Source organism: Nocardia sp. NPDC051750 (assembly GCF_044453135.1).
GTDB lineage: Bacteria > Actinomycetota > Actinomycetes > Mycobacteriales > Mycobacteriaceae > Nocardia.
Window position 1 is genome coordinate 20,721 of record NZ_JBITCK010000002.1, and the last position, 17,672, is coordinate 38,392.

Sequence of the window (17,672 nt, forward strand, 5' to 3'; positions counted from 1 at the left end):
AGTAAGGTCGGCTCATGGCGTGGAAACCTGATCAGATGCCCGACCAGCACGGGCGCACCTTCGTCGTCACCGGAGCCAACGGCGGGCTCGGTGCCGAGACCACCGAGGTCCTGGCCCGCAAGGGTGCCACCGTGGTGATGGCCTGCCGCAACACCGACAAGGCGCGGGAGGTCGCCGACACGATCGGCGGCGATGTCCAGGTGCGCCGCCTCGACCTGGCAGACCTGTCCTCGGTCCGCGAATTCGCCGATGCCACCGGTGAATTCGATGTACTGATCAACAACGCGGGTCTGATGAACGTGCCGTTCTCGCGCACGGTGGACGGTTTCGAGACCCAGTTCGGCGTGAATCACCTGGGGCATTTCGCGCTCACCGGCCTGCTGCTGGACCGGATGCGCGACCGCGTGGTGACGCTGGCGAGTATCGCCCACAAGCAGACCCCCAAGTTCTGGGTCGACGACCTGAACTACGAGCACCGGCGCTACCAGCGCAACCTCGCCTACGCGCAGGCCAAACTCGCGAACCTGATGTTCGCGCGGGAACTGCAGCGCCGGCTCGATGCGGCGGGGTCGAAGAAACGGTCCTACGGTGTCCATCCCGGTGTCTCGGCGACCGAACTGTTCACCCGCACCGAAACCCCGCTGGACATGATCAGCAAACCGGTGATCCGGCTGGTCGGGCACGCGCCGGCGAAGGCGGCGCATTCCACCCTGTTCGCGGCGACGATGCCGGACGCCGACCCGGAGACCTACTGGGGTCCGACCCGGCTCTTCCAGTCCCAGGGCCCGGTGCAAGCGTCACCGTCGACCCGGCTGTCGAAGAACACGGACCTGTGGCGGCGGCTGTGGGAAGAATCGGAGCGGATGACCGGGGTCGTATACAAGTTCTGACCGGGGACGACGGGGTTGTCACGATGCCCACCTCACACTACGGCCGGTGTAGTAGACGGGTACCGTGGTAGCCGTGTCCGAAACGCCCCGTCACACCGTGCATCGCCCGGCCCTGATCGTCTTGGTGTCCGTGCTCGCGGTGGCCGCGCTGGCGTTGGGCTGGTGGCAGTGGGAGCGGTTCTCCTCGGCCAGCGGCACGGCACAGAACCTCGGCTACGCGATGCAATGGCCCCTGTTCGCCGGATTCGCACTGTTCGCCTACTTCCGCTTCGTCCGGCTGGAGCGGGAGGCGGAGGACGACGACCGGGCGCCGGCCGGGGACACCGCGGACCGGTCCGCCGGTTCGCGGGACACAGCCGCCGCGGCCGGTTCCGGGGCGCCCGCCGATCGGGGCCCGGCAGCCGGCCTGACAGGTGCGCTGTCCGGCCGCCGCCGCACCGCGGCGGCCCGGCAGCCGCGCGAGATACCGGCCGGGTTCCTGCCCGAACGTCCGCGCGCGGCCCGCGACGCCGATCCGGTGCTCGCCGAGTACAACAGCTATCTGGCCCGGTTGAATGCCGCGGGCGACCAGGCGGGCACCGAAGCCCGCGATTCTGAGAGGAGCGCGGGTTGACCGCCAGCGAGAAGACCACCACCCCGGAGCCCGTGGCGGCCCGGCCCGCAGGCGACCGGAAGATCGCGGGCGCGCTGCTGCGTTACCGCGTCCTCGCCTGGACCACCGGTCTGTGGCTGCTGCTGCTCACCGCCGAGATGATCGCGCAGTACGGGTTCGGGGTCGAGACCCCGTCCTGGATCGCGATGGTGCACGGCTGGGCGTACTTCATCTACCTGATCCTCACCGCCGATCTCGCGGTGAAGGTGCGCTGGCCGATCAAACGTACCGTCGGCACGCTGCTCGCGGGCACGATTCCACTGCTCTCGTTCTTCGTCGAACATCGCAATACCCAGCAGGTCAAACGCGATTTCGGCGTCTGACCGAGCCGGCCCCCGACGCTTACCGCGCCCCGGCCGGCTGGAGACCGGACAGTGAGCGCGGTCGGCACAATGCGGCCGACCGGTGCGGTTCAGCTCAGCCGGACAGTGCGATTCGGTGGGCAGTGCAGTTCGCCGGGCCCGCGCGGTCCCGGCCGGGCGGTGTGGTTCAGCCGGCCAGTGCGGTGAGGGCCGGTAGTAGCTGGGCCAGCGCCCGCGCCCGGTGGGACGCCGCATCCTTTTCCGCCGGGGTGAGCTGAGCCGCGCTGAGTTCACCGCCGTCCGGATGGAACAGGGGGTCGTAGCCGAAACCGCCGTCGCCCTGTGGGGCCCGCGCGATGGTTCCCGGCCATTCGCCGCGCACCACGATCTCGGCGCCGGCCGGGATCACCAGCGCGCACGCGGAGACGAAAAACGCGCCGCGGCGATCGTCGGGAACATCGGACAGTTGGGCCAGCAGAAGCGCGTTGTTCGCGGCATCGTCGCCGTGCCGGCCGGACCAGCGAGCCGACAGCACGCCCGGCATCCCGTTCAGCGCGTCCACCGCGATCCCGGAATCGTCGGCGATACACGGCAATCGGGTGGCCGCGGCCCCGTCGCGCGCCTTGGCCAGCGCGTTCTCCTCGAACGTCGCCCCGGTTTCCGGCGCATCCGGGTACTCCGGGACATCGTCCAGCCCGACGATGTCCAGGCCGGACACTCCCGCTTCGTCCAGGATCCGGCGCAGTTCGTTCAGTTTCTTGGCGTTACGGCTAGCGAGCAGAACCCGGCGGGACATCACTTCTTCTTGGCGGGTTCGCGGGTCTCGGGCAGCACGCCGGGATAGGGGAGGGCGAGCGCTTCTTTCTGCACGGCGAACAGCCGCTCGCAACCCGCCAGCGCGGAGTCCAGCAGCTTGTCGAGCGTGGACCGCGGGAAGGTCGCCCCCTCACCCGTGCCCTGGATCTCGACCAGGGTCCCGGTATCGGTGGCGACAACGTTCATATCGACCTCGGCGCGGGAATCCTCCTCATAGGGCAGATCCAGCCGGACCCGGCCGTCCACCACGCCGACACTGACCGCGGCGATCGCACAGGAGATCGGCTGCGGATCGGCCAGGCCGCCCGCGGCACCGAGATAGGTGACGGCATCGGCCAGCGCGACGTAGGCGCCGGTGATCGCAGCCGTGCGGGTGCCACCGTCGGCCTGCAGTACATCGCAGTCGACGGCGATGGTGTTCTCGCCGATCGCGGCCAGGTCGATACAGGCGCGCAGCGAGCGGCCGACCAGCCGGCTGATCTCCTGGGTGCGTCCGCCGACTTTGCCCTTGACCGATTCCCGGCCGCTGCGGGTATGCGTGGCGGCCGGCAGCATCGCGTATTCGGCGGTGAGCCAGCCCAACCCGGAGTCACGCCGCCAGGGCGGTACGCCCTCGGTGACGCTGGCCGTGCACATTACCCGCGTCTGCCCGAACTCGACCAGCACCGAACCGGCCGGATGCGTGGTGAAACCTCGGGTTATCCGTACCTCGCGGAGTTCGTCGTCCGCCCTGCCATCGGCTCGTCTCGACACGCGCTCAGCGTAGTGGGGGACCCTGGCCGGCAAGCGCCGGGGGCTGAGTGCGCAGCTGTGGCGCCGAGTTCACCGAGGCATCGGAAGGTTTTGATGCCGCGGGGATCGATTCCCCGCGCGGCGCGCCGAAATTACAGGTCGAAGATCTCGCCGGGGGTCACGGCGTGCACCGGGCCGGTGAACTCGGCCTTGGCCTCGGCGATGACATCCTCGCGGGAAGTCCACGGCGGGATATGGGTGAGCAGCAGTTCCCCGACTCCGGCGGTGGCGGCGATCCGGCCCGCTTCGGTTCCCGAAAGGTGTATGCCCTCGGGACGATTCGCGGGATCGTGGGTCCACGAGGCCTCGGCCATCAGAACGTCGGCGCCCTGGGCCAGATCCTGGACGGCCGGGCAGACCGCGGTGTCACCGGTATAGACGAAGGTGCGTCCCGTGGCGGTGACGATCCGCAGACCGTACGACTCCGGCGGGTGGAACATCCGCCGCGCGGTGAGGGTATGACCGGGACCGAACTCCACGGTTTCCCCGTCCGCCCACGGGCGGAAGTCGATCACATCGGACCAGTCGTCGCATTCGCCGCCGACCTCGGCCGAGGCATTGCCGATCCGCACCGGCGCGTCGGACGGGCCGCGGACGATCGCCTGCCCGGTGGGCGGGCTCGGGTGGTAGCGACGCCAGACGAGCAGCCCGGGGAGGTCCAGGCAGTGGTCGGCGTGCAGATGAGTGAGGAAGATGTCGACCTCACCCGGGTCGGCGTATCGCTGCAGTGCACCGAGGATCCCCGGACCGAAATCGATAACGACCGGCGACATGTCCGGACCGGTGAGCAGATATCCCGACGCTGGGGAATCCGGGCCGGACACACTGCCCGAGCACCCGAGGACCGTGAGGCGCATGTCCCCATGCTGCCACGATGTTTCCCGATTCAAGACAGCATCCCCCGAAAATACTGGCCGCATCCGCGGTCACCGAGGCGAGACGGGCGGCCCGGTGCGCAGTTGACGGCGGTGTCGACGTTCATCACTGGAGAGTACCCAGCCGGCCAGCAGTCCACCCATCGCGCCGAAAAGGTGGCCCTGCCAGGAGATTCCGTCTTGACCTGGGAGGACGCCCCACAGCAGGGAGCCGTAGCAGACGAGTACCACCAGGCCGAGCACGATCTGGCCGGCCTGCCGGGCGAACACGCCGCGGCAGATCAGGTAGGTGAGCCAGCCGAAGACCAGCGACGACGCGCCGATGTGCACGGAGTAGGACCCGCCGGTGAGCCACGTGCCCACACCGGCCACCAGCCAGACGATCGCGGTGGCGGCCAGTCCCCGCCGGATACCGGTGGCCAGGGTCAGGAAGCCGAGGATCAGCACCGGCAGGGTGTTGCCGATCAGATGATCCCAGCTGCCGTGCAGCAGCGGAGCGAACAGGATGCCGTCCAGGCCGTCCACCGCGCGCGGCTTGATCCCGGCCGAGCAGTCGAGGCAGTAGTCGATCAGCGAGTCCACCGACTCGATCAGATAGAGCAGAATGACGAAAGCGCCCACCAGCACCCCGGCCCGCGCCCAGTTGCGCCGGGTGGCGGCGAAGCGGGACCGGTCACCCGGTGATCCGGGAGCGGACGGGCCGCCGGTAGCGGGCCGGAGTGCGGATATGCGGTCGGGATCGAATGAAGCTCCCAGCGGTGCGCCACCGGTCATGACCATCCTCCTCAGGGCGCCGAGCTGCCCGGCGCACTGCTATCGAGAGTACTGGTGTTTCAGGGCGGAATTCCGGCGTCGCAGGGGCAGGCACGGCCACGGATCCTGTGGGCCCAGGTTCACCCCACCGTAGGTTCCGAACCCGGGCTCGCTCTCCGCCGTTGCGCTGTGTTTATTTGCGCCGCCTCCGGCGGGACGGGCCCCGAACCACCGGATGCCGACCCACCGCATGCACAGAAACGGGTCAGGTCCCGTGCGGACAGAGGGGTGGCTGACACCCGGATCCGACGCGCTCAGCCGCTGGTGACGAGCTCGGCGGGGCCGAACCACGCGCGCCAGTGCGCCGAAAACACAGCTCAAGCCCAGAGCTGGCCGTCGAGGCGCTCCTCGGCCTCTTCGAGCGTGCCGTCGTATGCCCCGGTGGACAGGTACTTCCAGCCGCCGTCGGCGACGACGAAAGCGATATCGGCCCGGATACCGGCGGCGACGGCCTTGCGGGCGACGCCGAGTGCGGCGTGCAGGATCGCGCCAGTGGAGATACCGGCGAAGATGCCCTCCTCGAGGACCAGTTCGCGGGTCCGGCGGACAGCGTCGTAGGGGCCCACGGAGAACCGGCTGGTCAGCACGGATTCGTCGTACAGCTCCGGAATGAAACCCTCATCGATATTGCGCAGTCCGTAGACCAGCTCGCCATAACGGGGTTCCGCGGCGACGATCTCGATACCGGGAACCTTCTCCCGCAGGAACCGGCCGGTCCCCATCAGGGTGCCGGTGGTGCCCAGACCGGCGACGAAATGGGTGATCTCGGGCAGATCCGCCAGGATCTCCGGACCCGTCGTCTCGTAATGCGCCAGCGCGTTGGCCGGGTTGCCGTACTGGTACAGCATCACCCAGTCCGGGTTCGCGGCGGCGATCTCCTTGGCCCTGGCCACGGCCTGGTTGGAGCCGCCGGCCGCGGGCGAATCGATGATCTCGGCGCCGAACATGGTGAGCAGCTGACGCCGCTCCACCGAGGTGTTCTCCGGCATCACGCACACCAGGCGATAGCCCTTGAGTTTCGCGGCCATGGCCAGCGAGATCCCGGTATTGCCGCTGGTGGGCTCCAGGATCGTGCAGCCGGGGGTGAGCCGTCCGTCGGCTTCGGCCTGTTCGATCATGCGCAGGGCCGGACGGTCCTTGATGGAGCCGGTGGGATTGCGGTCCTCGAGTTTGGCCCACAGGCGCACCGGCAGGTCGCCCTCCCATTGCGGGGAGAGGTTGCGCAGACCGACCAGCGGCGTATTGCCGAGGGTGGCGATCAGGGATTCGTAGCGTGCCACGGGTCCGTCAGGCCCCGCCCGCGACGGCCGGCAGGATCGTCACTGTCGCGCCTTCGCCCACCGCGGTCTCCAGGCCGCCGGAGAACCGGACATCCTCGTCGTCGACGTAGATATTCACGTAGCGATTCAGTTTGCCCTCGTTGAGCAGCCGCTCGGCCAGACCGGGATGGTTGGTCTCCAGATCCTCGATCACCGCGGCGAGCGTGGACCCCTTGGCCTCGACGCGTTTCTCGCCCCCGGTGTGGGTGCGCATGATGGTCGGGATGGACACGGTGACCGGCATGGGTGCTCCTCGCTGTGTTGTCTGTCGGAAATCGTGGTGGTCAGGCGGACTGGTAGGCGGCGACGATCTGTACCGGCTCCTCGGTGACCTCACCCTCGAGGATCCGGTAGCTGCGCAGTTCGTGCTGCTCCGGGTCGCGGGTGGAGATCAGGACGTAGTGCGCGTTCGGCTCGGAGGCGTAGGAGATATCGGTGCGGCTCGGGTAGGCCTCGGTGGCGGTATGCGAGTGGTAGATCACCACCGGCTCCTCGTCGGCATCGTCCATCGCGCGCCATACCTTCAGCTGCTCACCGGAATCGAACCGGTAGAAGGTCGGCGACCGCTCGGCGTTGATCATCGCCACGAAACGTTCCGGCCGGTCCGACCCCTCGGGCCCGGCGATGATGCCGCAGGCCTCGTCGGGATGGTCGGCGCGTGCGTGCGCCACCATGGAATCCACAAGGTCGGCCCTGATCACGAGCACAATCGAACCTCTCCGCCTATCGTCTCGGCCGTCGCCGACCCATCACAGCCGACAACCACCGAGGATATTCGCCTATTCCCGGACCACCGCATGCCCCCCGTCGCCGAGCCGGCCGGCCCTCGGCACCCCGAATAGCCAACCATGCGGGAACCGCATCCCGCGCCGAGCTCCCAGTGCGGCCTTCACAACCAGACATGCCCACCAACGGCCGAGTTCAGCGAGGCCCCGGAGGTTTTAGCCCCGCCTGCCGTCCGTCCTCGAAGCGCATGCGCCGCAGGCTCGAGTCTCGAGGGCGGACGGCAGGCCCAAGGGGGCCCAAACCCCCGCGTACGCCGGCGCGCCGATAACACAGCCACGAGCCTTCACGGTCCAGCTCAGGTCCGCCTCCGCGGGCACGTTCACACCCGTCCTTCCGGGACAGGCCCGCCCGCTTATCCACGGGTCGGTCCGCCGACTCCATGCCGGCCGGCTCCGGGCGCGATCAAGACCCGAACAAGTCGCTGTACGCGGGGATACCGGCCACCGAAACCGCCGAGAGAATCGCGTCGACCACAGCCCGCTCTACACAGACCGCCGCTGCCGTGCACAGTTCGTCGATCAGGGGGAGATCCCCGGGGAATGCCCCTGGCAGCGCCGGGAGGTCCGGCGGTGTCGCTGTTCCGGTCGCGAGTGCGAAGAAGGTGTCGCCGTCGAGTGGGGAGTGCGCCGGCCGTACTGCCCGCGCCAAACCGTCGTGCGCGGTGGTGGCGAGCCGTCGGCAGCCCAGCGTGTCCAGCGGTGCGTCGGTGGCGACCACCCCGATCGTGGTGTTGAGGACCGTGCTCTTCACCGGAAGCGCGTTGGCCGTGGCCAGCTGTTCCGCCGTGGCCGGCCGGAGCCCGGCGAACTCGGACCCGTCGGTGCCGGTACCCCACGGCAGTCCGGTGCGCGGGTCGAAAACCGAGCCGACCGGGTTCGCGACCACCAGTGCGCCCACCGTGATCCCGGCCGCCACACCCTCGGTGAATCGGATACTCGCGCTGCCGATCCCGCCCTTGAGTGCTCCCGCCTGGGCGCCCACGCCGGCGCCGACGCAGCCGCGCAGGAAATCGGGCCCGGCGGCTTCGGCGGCGTGGTAACCGAATTCGGGCGTGGGCCTGGTGTACCAGTCGCCGACGGGCAGATCGAAGATCACGGCGCCGGGCACGATCGGCACCACCCGGCCGGGATCGTCCGGGGACATCGGGATGCCCTCGCCGTGTTCCTCCAGCCAGCGCATCACGCCGTCCGCGGCGGCGAGACCGTAGGCGCTACCGCCGGTGAGCAGAATCGCGTGCGCGTGCCGCACTGTGTTCGAGGGGTCGAGGAGGTCGGTTTCCCGGGTGCCGGGGCCGCCGCCGCGCACATCCACCGCAGCGACCGCCCCGCCCGGCGCTCGGACCACCGTACTGCCGGTGGCGGCGCCGGAACCGCGGGTGGCGTCCGGATCGAGGACATGATGATGGCCGACCAGGAGGCCGGAAACATCGGTGAGCGCGTTACGCGGTCCGGGTGCGCCGGTCACGGGGCCATCGCCTGCAGGAGGGAATCCTGCATCCAGGTGAGCCAGTGGTACACGTCCAGGTGCGGGGCGCGGGGATCGTCGGGCGGGAACTGCTCCGGGGTGTCGGCGTCGATTTCCAGAACCACTCCCAGAGCAAGCCGGACATCGGTCAGCGCGGTGAGCCAGGCATCGGCTTCCTCCGGGGTGAGCGCGATCTTGCCGCCCTCCTCGGGCAGCGTGCGCAGCACGACACCGGCGGCCGCCAGTTTGTCGTCGATGATCTCCGGTTCGTGGAGTCCGCGCAGGGCGCTGTTGAGGTCGGCGCGATCCGCGTCGGGGGAACCGGGTTCGGCGCGATGGAATTCGGGCAGCAGCCGGGCGAGTCGCGGATCGTCCGGCGGGATGGTGTTCCCGCTGCGCAGACCCGTCAGTGCGGCGAGCTCGTCCTCGGGGGCCGACGCCGCCCGCTCGCCCAGCAGTCCGGACACCGCGCCCACCAGCGAGCGCAGTACGCTCGCTTCGCGCGCGTCCATCTCCGACCGCAGTTTGAGACCGCTCAATGAGTTCTTCCGGCTCCATTTACGCACGTCGCTACGGTAACCGTCCGATCAGTCGTCTCGTTGCATGGTCGCCCACAGCCCGGCCGCGTGCAGCCGGCGGACATCCTGTTCCATTTTGTCCCGCGAACCGGACGATACGACCGCTTTGCCCTCGTTGTGCACCTTGAGCATCAATTCGGTCGCCTTGGCTTTGCTGTAGCCGAACAGCTTCTGGAATATGTAGGCGACGTAGTGCATGAGGTTGACCGGATCGTCCCAGACCACCGTGACCCACGGGCGGTCCTCCGCCTCCAGGATCTCGGTGGCTTCCACAGCCTCGGGGGTCGCCTGTGCCGCCGACAACGCGGCGCGCGGGGCGCCGGCGCGGACCTCGATCGTCCGGGAGCGGGGTGCTGTGTTGCACAAGGCCATGAAACCAAGGGTACGACTCGCGGAGTAATTCACAACACCCGGAGCAGCAACAATACGCCTGTCGCCGGGGTGCTACAGGCACCGCGCGAAACCTGCGGCACGCTGCCGGAACGCTGCGCGCGGGCCGCCTCGCCGGATCGACCGCGGCGGACGCTTTCCGCGCGCCCGGGCCTGGCCTGTTTACAGTGAACAACCGTGGACCCGCGCGATACGGCCGGCAGTACCGCCCTGCTGACCGACCAATATGAGCTCACCATGCTGGCAGCCTCGCTCGCCGACGGTTCGGCGGCTCGGCGCTGCACCTTCGAGGTGTTCGCCCGGCGGTTGCCGCACGGCCGCCGCTACGGCGTGGTGGCCGGTACCGGCCGGCTTCTCGACGATCTCGCCCGTTTCCGGTTCGGCGACGCGGAGCTGGAAATCGCCGCCGGGTTCCTCAACACCGCGACCGTCGACTGGCTGCGGGAATACCGTTTCACCGGCGATATCGACGGCTATCCGGAGGGCGAGCTGTATTTTCCGGGGTCACCGATCCTGTCGGTGACCGGTAGTTTCGCCGAATGCGTGTTGCTGGAGACGCTCGCGCTGTCGGTGCTGAACCACGACAGCGCGGTCGCGTCCGCGGCCGCGCGGATGGTGAGCGCGGCGGGCGGGCGCCGCATGATCGAGATGGGGTCGCGGCGCACCCATGAACAGGCCGCCCCGGCCAGCGCGCGGGCGGCGTATCTGGCCGGTTTCCACGCGACGTCCAACCTGGAGGCCGTGCGCCGCTACGGCGTGCCGGGTGCGGGGACCAGTGCGCACGCGTTCACGCTGGTGCACAGCGGCTCCGACGGCGAGCACGAGATCGAGGCTTTCCGCAGCCAGGTCGCGGCGCTGGGGGCGGGTACCACCCTGCTGGTCGATACCTTCGATATAACCCGCGGTGTGGAGCTGGCCGTGCAGGTGGCCGGGCCGGAGCTGGGCGCTGTCCGGATCGACTCCGGTGATCTGGGTGTGCTGGCCCGGCAGGTCCGCGGGCAACTCGACGATCTCGGGGCCCGCGACACCCGGATCGTGGTGTCCGGTGACCTCGACGAATACGCGATCGCGGCCCTGCGGGCCGAACCCGTCGACGCCTACGGGGTGGGCACCCAGCTGGTGATCGGCTCGGGCGCCCCGACCGCGGGCATGGTGTACAAACTGGTCGAGGTCGACGGTGTGCCGGTGGCCAAACGGTCCAGCCACAAGGAGTCGCGGGGTGGTGCGAAGCGGGCGGTGCGACTGGCGCGGTCGACCGGGACGATCCTCGAGGAGATCGTCTACCCGGCGACCGGCCGGTATCCCGATGCGGGCGGACTCGACGTCCGCGATCTGATGGTCCCGCTGGTTCGCGGCGGGGAGGTGCTCGACCGTCCCGCGCTCGCCGATTCCCGGGAGCTGGTGGCCCGCGGGCTGGTGAGCCTGCCCTGGGAGGGGCTGAAGCTGTCGGACGGTGACCCGGCGGTCCCCACCACATTTGTGGCCTGACCCGGCGGCGGGGAGGAAACTGAGGGTATGAAACGCGCGCTGATCGTGGTGGATGTGCAGAACGATTTCTGCGAGGGCGGCTCCCTGGCGGTATCGGGCGGTGCCCGCGTCGCGGGGCTGATCAGCGAGTATCTGCGCAGCGCCGATTACGACGCGGTGGTGGCCACTCGCGATTACCACGTGGATCCGGGCGCGCATTTCTCCGATACCCCGGATTTCGTGGACAGCTGGCCGCCGCACTGCCGGGTGGGCACCCCGGGCGCGGAGTTCCACCCGGACTTCGACACCGCCGCGGTGCAGGAGGTCTTCTCGAAGGGCGAATACTCGGCCGCCTACTCGGGATTCGAGGGTGCGTCGGGCGGTGGCGCGGCGCTCGCCGACTGGCTCCGCGACCGCGATATCGCCGCCGTGGATATCGTCGGAATCGCCACCGACCACTGCGTCCGTGCCACCGCCTTGGACGCGGCCGCGGCCGGTTTCCCCACCCGCGTACTGCTCGGCCTGACCGCCGGCGTCGCCCCGGCTACTGTCGAATCGGCTCTCCACCAGCTCGATCGGGCCGGGATCGAACTCTCCGGCGAGATAGTCGGCGGCTGACCCCGGCTCTCGCCGCGGTCCGTGTCGGTACGGCGAGGCAGAATTTCGCCCATGACCGCCAACGGGGATGATGCGCGCGCCTATGCACTGTCGCTGCCGGAGACCACCGAGCAATTCACCTGGGGGATGCCGACTTTCCGTGTCGCGCGCCGGCTCTTCCTCACTCTCCCGGAAGACGAGACGTCGATGGCGGTGCGCTGCCCGATCGTCGACCGCGACGAATTGGTGATCGCCGAACCGGCCAAGTTCTGGATCGCGGGCCATGAGGCCGGCAACCCGTGGGTCCGGGTCCGTCTCGCGGCACTCGACGATCACGACGAGATGCGAGCCATAATCCAGGATTCCTGGAGATTGGCGGCGCCGCCGAACCTCCTCGACGGTGATTGACGGCTCTGCTCCGCGCACTGAACCGTGAAGGGCGAAGCGGTCGGTCCGTGCGGCGAAGTTGCTGTGTTTTCGGTGCGCTGATCGGCAAAAGGTAGCGAGCGAGGCCGCTCGTGAAGATGAGGCGGCGCCGAAACTCCACGGGCTCGCCGCACTCGGTTGTCCCTCAATACTCGCACGCGTATATTCGTATGCGAGTAAGGAGGGTCGATGGCGAAGCAGCGCAAGGTGGCGAATCTGCTGGCCCTGGCCGTGCTCGCGGTGATGCAGGACGAGTCCATGCACCGCTATCAGATCGCGGCGCGGCTGCGGGAGTACGGCAAAGACCGCGATATGGACATCAAATGGGGGTCCCTGTACACGGTTGTGCAGAACCTGGCCAAGGCCGGTTTCCTCGAGGTGGTGGGCAGCGAACGTGCCGGCGCGCGGCCCGAACGGGTGATCTACCGGATCACCGAGGCAGGCCGCGCCGAACTCGTGGACTGGACCCGGGAACTGATCGCCGAGCCGGAGCCCGAACACGGGCGGTATATCGCCGGCCTGTCCATCTTGTCGGTGCTACCCCCGGATGAGGTGGCGCAGCTGCTGGGACGGCGGCTCGCGGTGCTGGAGGAGCAGATCGCGCAGGTGAAGAAGGAGTTCGCCGCGCTCGCCGCAACCCTGCCCCGGCTGTTCCTGATCGAATCCGAATACGGGCTGGCGGTCCTGGAGGCGGAGGCCGGATGGACCCGGGCCCTGCGCGCGGAACTTGTCGACGGAACCTTCCCCGGCCAGGCGGAATGGCAGTCGTGGCATACCAGTGGGTCCGGTGTGGACACGGCACGGGCCCGCGAATACGTGGAGGGAGCTGATAGACCCAGCGACCAGTGAATTACACCGGGCTCGATGGAGGTGCGGCTACACCACCACCGAGACCGGCTCACCGTCTCGGACCGTGCCCGCGCGTACGCACACCCAGCCGCGAGTTTGGCAGAACACAGGATAACGGGTTTGCGAGACGCAGGGCACCGAACCCTGCGCCGCCGGAGGCGGCGCCGAAAACAAGGAGTACTCCTGTGTCCGGAATCGACACCGCGCTGGTGATCGGCGGCGGAATAGCGGGGCCCGTGGCGGCCACCGCACTGCGGAAAGCGGGTATCGCGGCCCGCGTCTACGAGGCCTATCCGGGGCCCGCGTTCACAATCGGCAGCGGGCTGGCCCTGGCGCCGAACGGCGTGGCCGCCCTGGATGTGATCGGCGCCGGCGACGCCGTCCGCGATATCGCCGTGCCGGTACCGCGGATGAGTCTGTCCGTCGGTGGCAGACTCCTCCCGGCGCCGAGCCTGCCGGATCAGCCGCCCATGCAACTGGTCGATCGCGCCGAACTGCATCGGGTATTGCACGAGCGCGCCGTCGCGGCCGGTGTGCCGGTCGAATTCGGTAAACGCCTGGTGGCGGTCGACCGGACCGATGCGGGAGTCACTGCCCGGTTCGCCGACGGCAGCACCGCCACCGCCGATGTGCTCGTCGGCGCGGACGGGATCCGTTCCACCGTGCGGGCTCTGATCGACCCCGAGGCCCCGGGGCCGGAATTCACCGGGATGCTCGGATTCGGTGCCACGGTCGAATGCGATATCGACACCCCGGCGGAGACGATCGTCTTCGCCTACGGCAAGCGTGCCTATTACCTGTACTGGCCGCTCGGCGACGGCAGGATCGGCTGGGGAGCGAACCTGCCCAGCGCCCAGTATCTTTCGCTGACCGAGGCCCGGAACGTCCCGGCTCAGCGCTGGCTGGAGATCCTGCGCGACACCTACGGTGCGGATGACCCGGGCGGCCCGCTGGCCCGCGCGACCACTCCGGAACAACTGGAGGTCACCGGGGCATTGCACATCATGCCGCCGGTGCCGCGCTGGTACCGCGACCGCATGGTGCTGGTCGGCGACGCGGTGCACGCGCCGTCGAACAGTTCCGGTCAGGGGGCTTCGCTGGCCATCGAGAGTGCGATCCAACTGGCCCGCTGTCTCCGTGATATCCCCGACCCGCGGGCCGCGTTTGCCAGCTACGAGCAGTTGCGCCGATCCCGGGTGGAGCGCGTGGCCGCCCGGGCCGCGAAGATCAACCACAGCAAAACGCCCGGCCCTGTGGCTCGCAAAATGATGCAGGTGATCATGCCGATCATGGCCCGGACGATGAACCCGGAAAAGATGGTCGGCACCGAACAGCGTTACCGCATCGATTGGGAGGTGCACGTGTAGTCGTGCCGCGCGCGGCGGCCGGAAACTCTCAGGGCTGGAAAGATCCCGGCGCCACGTAATATCTCCCGTAGTGGGCAGTGGATTCGGGGAGGTATCGTGCTCGTCCTTTTGGTTGTGGCCACCGCACTGATGGGCCTCATTCTGCTGGACACCGTCGGGACCACCGCGGGCGCAGGACTTCTCGTCCTGTCCGGGGTGCTGGGGGTGACGGCCGCCGTGCGCCGGTATCGGCGCAGCCGGGCGCCCCTGCGTGCCAGGTCGCGGTCCGCGGCCGCGGGCCCCTGGTTCCTCGGAGGCGGGGGCGGGGGTGCCGGCGGTGGTGGTGGCTGCAGCGGAAGTAGTGGCTGCGGTGGCGGCGGAGGTTGCGGCGGCGGGGGCGGTGGTGGCGGAGGAGGGGAATGACCTCCCCGCACCCGGACTTTCAGCACTCGAACGGGATGGTGTTGCCCGCGGCGTCGCGGGCACCCGTTCCCTTCGCTATGGCCTCCGCCAATTCGGTGCAGGTTTTCCAGGTGCGGGGTGGGGTGTCATCGAGATTGCCGATCGTGTACCACTCCTCGGTTTCCCGGTAGCGGACCAGACCGTGACCGCCGGGATCGAGGGTGATATCCAGGGCGCCCGAGATCGTCCCGGCCTCCCGGGTCATCACTGACGTTTTGTTCGGCAACTCGATGACTTCGGCTATTTGAACTCACCTCGTTTTACGCAGTCGTCCACCGCGGTCCGCAGTGCGGTCTGCTCGTCCTGATCGACGCTCAGCCCGTACTTTAGCTTGACCTGGACGTAGTGCGAGATATATCCGCACCGGAAACTTCCCGGCGGCAGGTAATCCGAGGGGTCCTGATCGCCTTTGGACCGGTTGGCCGAGGGGTCGGAGGCGATGAGGTTCACTGCGTCGTTGGCGATCCGGCGCCGGGTATCGGTATCCAGATCCTTGGCGCCGGACCGCCAGGCCTCGGCGAGCGGCACGATATGTTCGGCGTCCACCCCCGACGGTGCGGTGATGAACTTGTAGGGCTTCAGTTTTCCCGTCTTGGCCTCCAGGACGCCGTAGGCGTCCTGCCAGCCGCCGCCCTTGCCGATCTTCAGATCGCAGGTCTTCACGTCCAGGCTCACCTCGCCGGTGGCATCGCGCAGCATCATCACCTCGCGAGTGGTGCATTTGCTGTACTGGGCGAACTCCGGGCCGAAACCGTGTTCGGCCTCGTTGTTGTCCCAGTGCGGGAACTTTTCCCGGCTGTAACCCGCCATCCCGACCTCGGCTTTCACCGGTAGCCGGTCGAGTGCGGACCGGACCTCGGCGGCGGAACCGCTCACGGCATTCGCCGCGCCGGCCGCCGGGGCTGTGGTGCTGTCGCGCCCTTCGAGGAAATATCCGCCGGCCAGGACCACCACGATCAGAATCGGCACGGCGACAGCGGCGAACTTACGGAGCGGTGCGGGGAGTACGGAGAGTAGCGATTTCATCGCGGCACCTCCGCGAATCGTGCGGAGATGGGCGAAACGCCCGGATCTTCTTCATATGCTGTGGGCTTCAACGAATTTCCTTGCCGAGTTTCCGGGGTTGTACCGAGCGTCAAGCTACCGGTCGCCCAGCTAACTCGAAGCTACTGCGCTGTGTGAGATTCGGCATATTCGGGTCCCCGGCACCACCCCCGAGTCGCCGTGCCGGCGCCGACTCGGGGGTGGGCCTGCCACGATCGAGGGCTCGGATGCCCGGCGCGATACGCGGACCGGTTGTCCGGACCGGCTGCCGCGCGGGCGGACGCGGGGCTTGATGAGGGGGAGCCCCGTGACTGCCCGTGCGCCGGAAGTGCGCTCGTCGTGACGTATTTCGACCGGGGCTGACCCGGCCCGTTGTGGAGGTATCGAGGGATGGCGGCAGGTGAACATTTCGTCAATGTTCGGTGTCCACCGGCCTACGTTCGTGAAAAGCATAGGGAATTCCCATGATTGGGAGAAACCGGGGGTGCCGGTCGAGTTCGCCATGACTACCGGTCGGCGGCCTCGTCGTCCGGGATGATTTGAGCCGTCGGGGGGACGCCCGTGTCCAGGAAATGGATCAACCGCTCTATACGGTCGGTGTGCTCCAGGGTGCAGGTGAGTTGGTAGCCGATGAGGGCGAGGGTGATGGCGGTATCGGTCGGGTCGTTCGCGGTGGACAGCGCGGCGTGCAATTTCTGGTTCAGCGCCTGCATGGTGGCCTGCCCGCCGGCGTCGTAGTCGGCGGTGTGCCGCCCCGTGGTGACTGCACGCTGGGCTCGGGCGGTGGCTTCCGCGGTGAGTCCGGCCATTCCGCCGAGCAGGCCGAGGACCGGCGCGGCGGCGATCGGCTCCGGATGGCTGCGGTACACCTGATCGGCGACCTGGCTGAACAGATGGCCGATGCGGGACAGTTCACCGGCGATCTGGATGGCGGTCACCACATGGCGCAGGTCGCGCGCCACCGGCGCCTGTAGTGCCAGCAGTACGACGGTGCGCGCCTCGCAGGCGCCGTACATCGTCTGTAGTCGTTCGTCGAGGGCGAAGACCTCGTAGGTCGCGGTGAGGTCGGCCTCGACGAGGGCGTCGGTCATACGTTCGGCCGCCTCGTGGGTGATGCGGCACATCTGCGTCAGATCCGCGGTCAACGCGACGAGCTCGTTGGTGAACTGAGTTCGCACGGGGGAATTGTCACCCATGGTGCGCGTATCGGTCGAATGATCCGGCGATTCGTTCGCCACGGTTCACGCGGCGGGCGGCTTTCCGGCTCCGGTGTTACCGTCGCCACATGACCGATATGCGAAGTATCAAACATCGCATCGTCACCACGATCCAGCGCCGGGTGGCCAATCCGCTGAACCGCCGAGTGCCCGTACAGCAGTTGCTGGAGACAACCGGCCGGGTCAGCGGCGAGCCGCGCGTGGTCCCGATCGGCGGTCGTCGTAGCGGTAACGAGTTCTGGTTCGTCTCCGAGTTCGGGGACCGCAGTCACTATGTGCGCAATATCCGTGCGAACGGCCGGGTCCGGGTGCGGTTGCGCGGCGAATGGTATTCCGGCACTGCGCATCTGGTACCCGATGACGATCCGGTGCGCCGGTTGGCCTCGCTACCGCGTGGCAACAGTGCAATGGTGCGGGTGATGGGTACTGATTTGTTGTCCATTCGTGTCGATTTGGATGAATGATCTGCGTCTGTCCGGGCGGCTGACGAAATACCCGGAATTCCCGTCTTTCGCGCGGTGGAATTCCCGGTGGAACCTGTTCTCATATATCTTCGGGGGCCGAGTGACGATACGCACAATTTCCGG

Annotated in this window: 23 protein-coding genes; 10 read left to right on the forward strand and 13 right to left on the reverse strand. The window is 68.3% G+C overall.

What is annotated here, in order from left to right:
* The first annotated feature begins 14 nt into the window (after positions 1-14).
* The 3 genes from ACIA75_RS07360 to ACIA75_RS07370 all read left to right on the forward strand — a co-directional run bounded on the left by ACIA75_RS07360 (position 15) and on the right by ACIA75_RS07370 (position 1,865).
* Positions 15-890 (forward strand): oxidoreductase, encoded by an 876-nt coding sequence (locus tag ACIA75_RS07360; RefSeq protein ID WP_397101078.1) that lies wholly within the window; start codon positions 15-17, stop codon positions 888-890.
* Between the two features lie 73 nt (positions 891-963).
* Complete coding sequence (locus ACIA75_RS07365; RefSeq protein WP_397101080.1) at positions 964-1,503, forward strand: transcriptional regulator; 540 nt, start codon at positions 964-966, stop codon at positions 1,501-1,503.
* Positions 1,500-1,865 carry a DUF3817 domain-containing protein gene (locus tag ACIA75_RS07370; protein ID WP_397101082.1) on the forward strand — a complete coding sequence of 122 codons (366 nt, stop codon included), beginning with the start codon at positions 1,500-1,502 and terminating at the stop codon, positions 1,863-1,865. Before ACIA75_RS07365 ends, ACIA75_RS07370 begins: the two co-directional genes overlap by 4 nt.
* Positions 1,866-2,031: 166 nt before the next feature.
* On the opposite strand, the gene rdgB is transcribed toward ACIA75_RS07370, so the two are convergent.
* From rdgB to clpS, 10 genes are all read right to left on the reverse strand, one after another.
* Positions 2,032-2,640, reverse strand: a complete 609-nt coding sequence (gene rdgB / locus ACIA75_RS07375; protein WP_397101084.1) for an RdgB/HAM1 family non-canonical purine NTP pyrophosphatase — start codon at positions 2,638-2,640, stop codon at positions 2,032-2,034.
* Positions 2,640-3,413 (reverse strand): ribonuclease PH, encoded by a 774-nt coding sequence (gene rph / locus ACIA75_RS07380; RefSeq protein ID WP_397101086.1) that lies wholly within the window; start codon positions 3,411-3,413, stop codon positions 2,640-2,642. The genes rdgB and rph overlap by 1 nt, the downstream gene beginning before the upstream one ends.
* A 131-nt stretch (positions 3,414-3,544) precedes the next feature.
* Positions 3,545-4,309, reverse strand: coding sequence for a cyclic nucleotide-degrading phosphodiesterase (locus ACIA75_RS07385; RefSeq protein WP_397101088.1), 765 nt, complete (start codon positions 4,307-4,309; stop codon positions 3,545-3,547).
* Positions 4,310-4,378: 69 nt separating this feature from the next.
* Positions 4,379-5,101, reverse strand: coding sequence for a rhomboid family intramembrane serine protease (locus tag ACIA75_RS07390; protein ID WP_397101090.1), 723 nt, complete (start codon positions 5,099-5,101; stop codon positions 4,379-4,381).
* Between the two features lie 356 nt (positions 5,102-5,457).
* On the reverse strand, positions 5,458-6,420 hold the full coding sequence (locus tag ACIA75_RS07395; RefSeq protein WP_397101092.1) for a PLP-dependent cysteine synthase family protein: 963 nt from the start codon (positions 6,418-6,420) through the stop codon (positions 5,458-5,460).
* A gap of 7 nt (positions 6,421-6,427) precedes the next feature.
* A complete protein-coding gene (locus tag ACIA75_RS07400; protein WP_397101094.1) occupies positions 6,428-6,703 on the reverse strand; it encodes a MoaD/ThiS family protein in 276 nt (91 codons plus the stop codon).
* A 40-nt stretch (positions 6,704-6,743) separates the two neighbouring features.
* A complete protein-coding gene (locus ACIA75_RS07405; protein ID WP_397101096.1) occupies positions 6,744-7,166 on the reverse strand; it encodes a Mov34/MPN/PAD-1 family protein in 423 nt (140 codons plus the stop codon).
* Positions 7,167-7,647: 481 nt separating this feature from the next.
* The gene (locus tag ACIA75_RS07410; RefSeq protein ID WP_397101098.1) at positions 7,648-8,709 is read right to left on the reverse strand and encodes a P1 family peptidase; all 1,062 of its coding nucleotides are present in this window, start codon (positions 8,707-8,709) and stop codon (positions 7,648-7,650) included.
* Positions 8,706-9,275 carry a DUF2017 domain-containing protein gene (locus ACIA75_RS07415; RefSeq protein ID WP_397101100.1) on the reverse strand — a complete coding sequence of 190 codons (570 nt, stop codon included), beginning with the start codon at positions 9,273-9,275 and terminating at the stop codon, positions 8,706-8,708. The genes ACIA75_RS07410 and ACIA75_RS07415 overlap by 4 nt, the downstream gene beginning before the upstream one ends.
* Before the next feature lie 21 nt (positions 9,276-9,296).
* Complete coding sequence (gene clpS, locus ACIA75_RS07420; protein ID WP_397101102.1) at positions 9,297-9,659, reverse strand: ATP-dependent Clp protease adapter ClpS; 363 nt, start codon at positions 9,657-9,659, stop codon at positions 9,297-9,299.
* A gap of 195 nt (positions 9,660-9,854) precedes the next feature.
* On the opposite strand from clpS, the gene ACIA75_RS07425 reads away from it, so the two are divergent.
* The 6 genes from ACIA75_RS07425 to ACIA75_RS07450 all read left to right on the forward strand — a co-directional run bounded on the left by ACIA75_RS07425 (position 9,855) and on the right by ACIA75_RS07450 (position 14,785).
* Positions 9,855-11,165: a nicotinate phosphoribosyltransferase gene (locus tag ACIA75_RS07425; RefSeq protein ID WP_397101104.1), complete on the forward strand. Its 1,311-nt coding sequence runs from the start codon at positions 9,855-9,857 to the stop codon at positions 11,163-11,165.
* 27 nt (positions 11,166-11,192) lie between these two features.
* Entirely contained in the window at positions 11,193-11,762 is a 570-nt protein-coding gene (locus ACIA75_RS07430; protein WP_397101106.1) for an isochorismatase family protein, read from the forward strand.
* Positions 11,763-11,813: 51 nt separating this feature from the next.
* A complete protein-coding gene (locus ACIA75_RS07435; RefSeq protein WP_397101108.1) occupies positions 11,814-12,149 on the forward strand; it encodes an MmcQ/YjbR family DNA-binding protein in 336 nt (111 codons plus the stop codon).
* A 207-nt stretch (positions 12,150-12,356) separates the two neighbouring features.
* Positions 12,357-13,016, forward strand: coding sequence for a PadR family transcriptional regulator (locus ACIA75_RS07440; protein WP_397101110.1), 660 nt, complete (start codon positions 12,357-12,359; stop codon positions 13,014-13,016).
* Between the two features lie 185 nt (positions 13,017-13,201).
* Positions 13,202-14,383 (forward strand): FAD-dependent monooxygenase, encoded by a 1,182-nt coding sequence (locus ACIA75_RS07445; RefSeq protein WP_397101112.1) that lies wholly within the window; start codon positions 13,202-13,204, stop codon positions 14,381-14,383.
* A 96-nt stretch (positions 14,384-14,479) separates the two neighbouring features.
* Positions 14,480-14,785: a hypothetical protein gene (locus ACIA75_RS07450; RefSeq protein WP_397101114.1), complete on the forward strand. Its 306-nt coding sequence runs from the start codon at positions 14,480-14,482 to the stop codon at positions 14,783-14,785.
* A gap of 19 nt (positions 14,786-14,804) precedes the next feature.
* Here ACIA75_RS07450 and ACIA75_RS07455 read toward each other — a convergent pair whose 3' ends face one another.
* The 3 genes from ACIA75_RS07455 to ACIA75_RS07465 form a co-directional block, all read right to left on the reverse strand.
* Positions 14,805-15,029, reverse strand: a complete 225-nt coding sequence (locus ACIA75_RS07455; protein ID WP_397101116.1) for a hypothetical protein — start codon at positions 15,027-15,029, stop codon at positions 14,805-14,807.
* Positions 15,030-15,064: 35 nt separating this feature from the next.
* Entirely contained in the window at positions 15,065-15,850 is a 786-nt protein-coding gene (locus ACIA75_RS07460) for an HNH endonuclease family protein (protein ID WP_397101118.1), read from the reverse strand.
* A 524-nt stretch (positions 15,851-16,374) separates the two neighbouring features.
* Positions 16,375-17,046, reverse strand: coding sequence for a phosphate signaling complex PhoU family protein (locus ACIA75_RS07465; protein WP_397101120.1), 672 nt, complete (start codon positions 17,044-17,046; stop codon positions 16,375-16,377).
* Positions 17,047-17,153: 107 nt separating this feature from the next.
* Between ACIA75_RS07465 and ACIA75_RS07470 the strand changes: the two genes are divergently transcribed.
* Positions 17,154-17,549, forward strand: coding sequence for a nitroreductase/quinone reductase family protein (locus ACIA75_RS07470; RefSeq protein WP_397101122.1), 396 nt, complete (start codon positions 17,154-17,156; stop codon positions 17,547-17,549).
* Positions 17,550-17,672 lie beyond the last annotated feature (123 nt).

What these genes read in the sequence shown, in the direction of transcription:
- ACIA75_RS07435 (WP_397101108.1), top strand. Translation starts at nt 11,814, where the DNA reads ATGACCGCCAACGGGGATGATGCGCGCGCCTATGCACTGTCGCTGCCG.
- clpS (WP_397101102.1), bottom strand. Translation starts at nt 9,659, where the DNA reads ATGGCCTTGTGCAACACAGCACCCCGCTCCCGGACGATCGAGGTCCGC.
- ACIA75_RS07385 (WP_397101088.1), bottom strand. Translation starts at nt 4,309, where the DNA reads ATGCGCCTCACGGTCCTCGGGTGCTCGGGCAGTGTGTCCGGCCCGGAT.
- ACIA75_RS07360 (WP_397101078.1), top strand. Translation starts at nt 15, where the DNA reads ATGGCGTGGAAACCTGATCAGATGCCCGACCAGCACGGGCGCACCTTC.
- ACIA75_RS07470 (WP_397101122.1), top strand. Translation starts at nt 17,154, where the DNA reads ATGACCGATATGCGAAGTATCAAACATCGCATCGTCACCACGATCCAG.
- ACIA75_RS07400 (WP_397101094.1), bottom strand. Translation starts at nt 6,703, where the DNA reads ATGCCGGTCACCGTGTCCATCCCGACCATCATGCGCACCCACACCGGG.
- ACIA75_RS07430 (WP_397101106.1), top strand. Translation starts at nt 11,193, where the DNA reads ATGAAACGCGCGCTGATCGTGGTGGATGTGCAGAACGATTTCTGCGAG.
- ACIA75_RS07390 (WP_397101090.1), bottom strand. Translation starts at nt 5,101, where the DNA reads ATGACCGGTGGCGCACCGCTGGGAGCTTCATTCGATCCCGACCGCATA.
- ACIA75_RS07460 (WP_397101118.1), bottom strand. Translation starts at nt 15,850, where the DNA reads ATGAAATCGCTACTCTCCGTACTCCCCGCACCGCTCCGTAAGTTCGCC.
- rdgB (WP_397101084.1), bottom strand. Translation starts at nt 2,640, where the DNA reads ATGTCCCGCCGGGTTCTGCTCGCTAGCCGTAACGCCAAGAAACTGAAC.
- ACIA75_RS07440 (WP_397101110.1), top strand. Translation starts at nt 12,357, where the DNA reads ATGGCGAAGCAGCGCAAGGTGGCGAATCTGCTGGCCCTGGCCGTGCTC.
- ACIA75_RS07455 (WP_397101116.1), bottom strand. Translation starts at nt 15,029, where the DNA reads ATGACCCGGGAGGCCGGGACGATCTCGGGCGCCCTGGATATCACCCTC.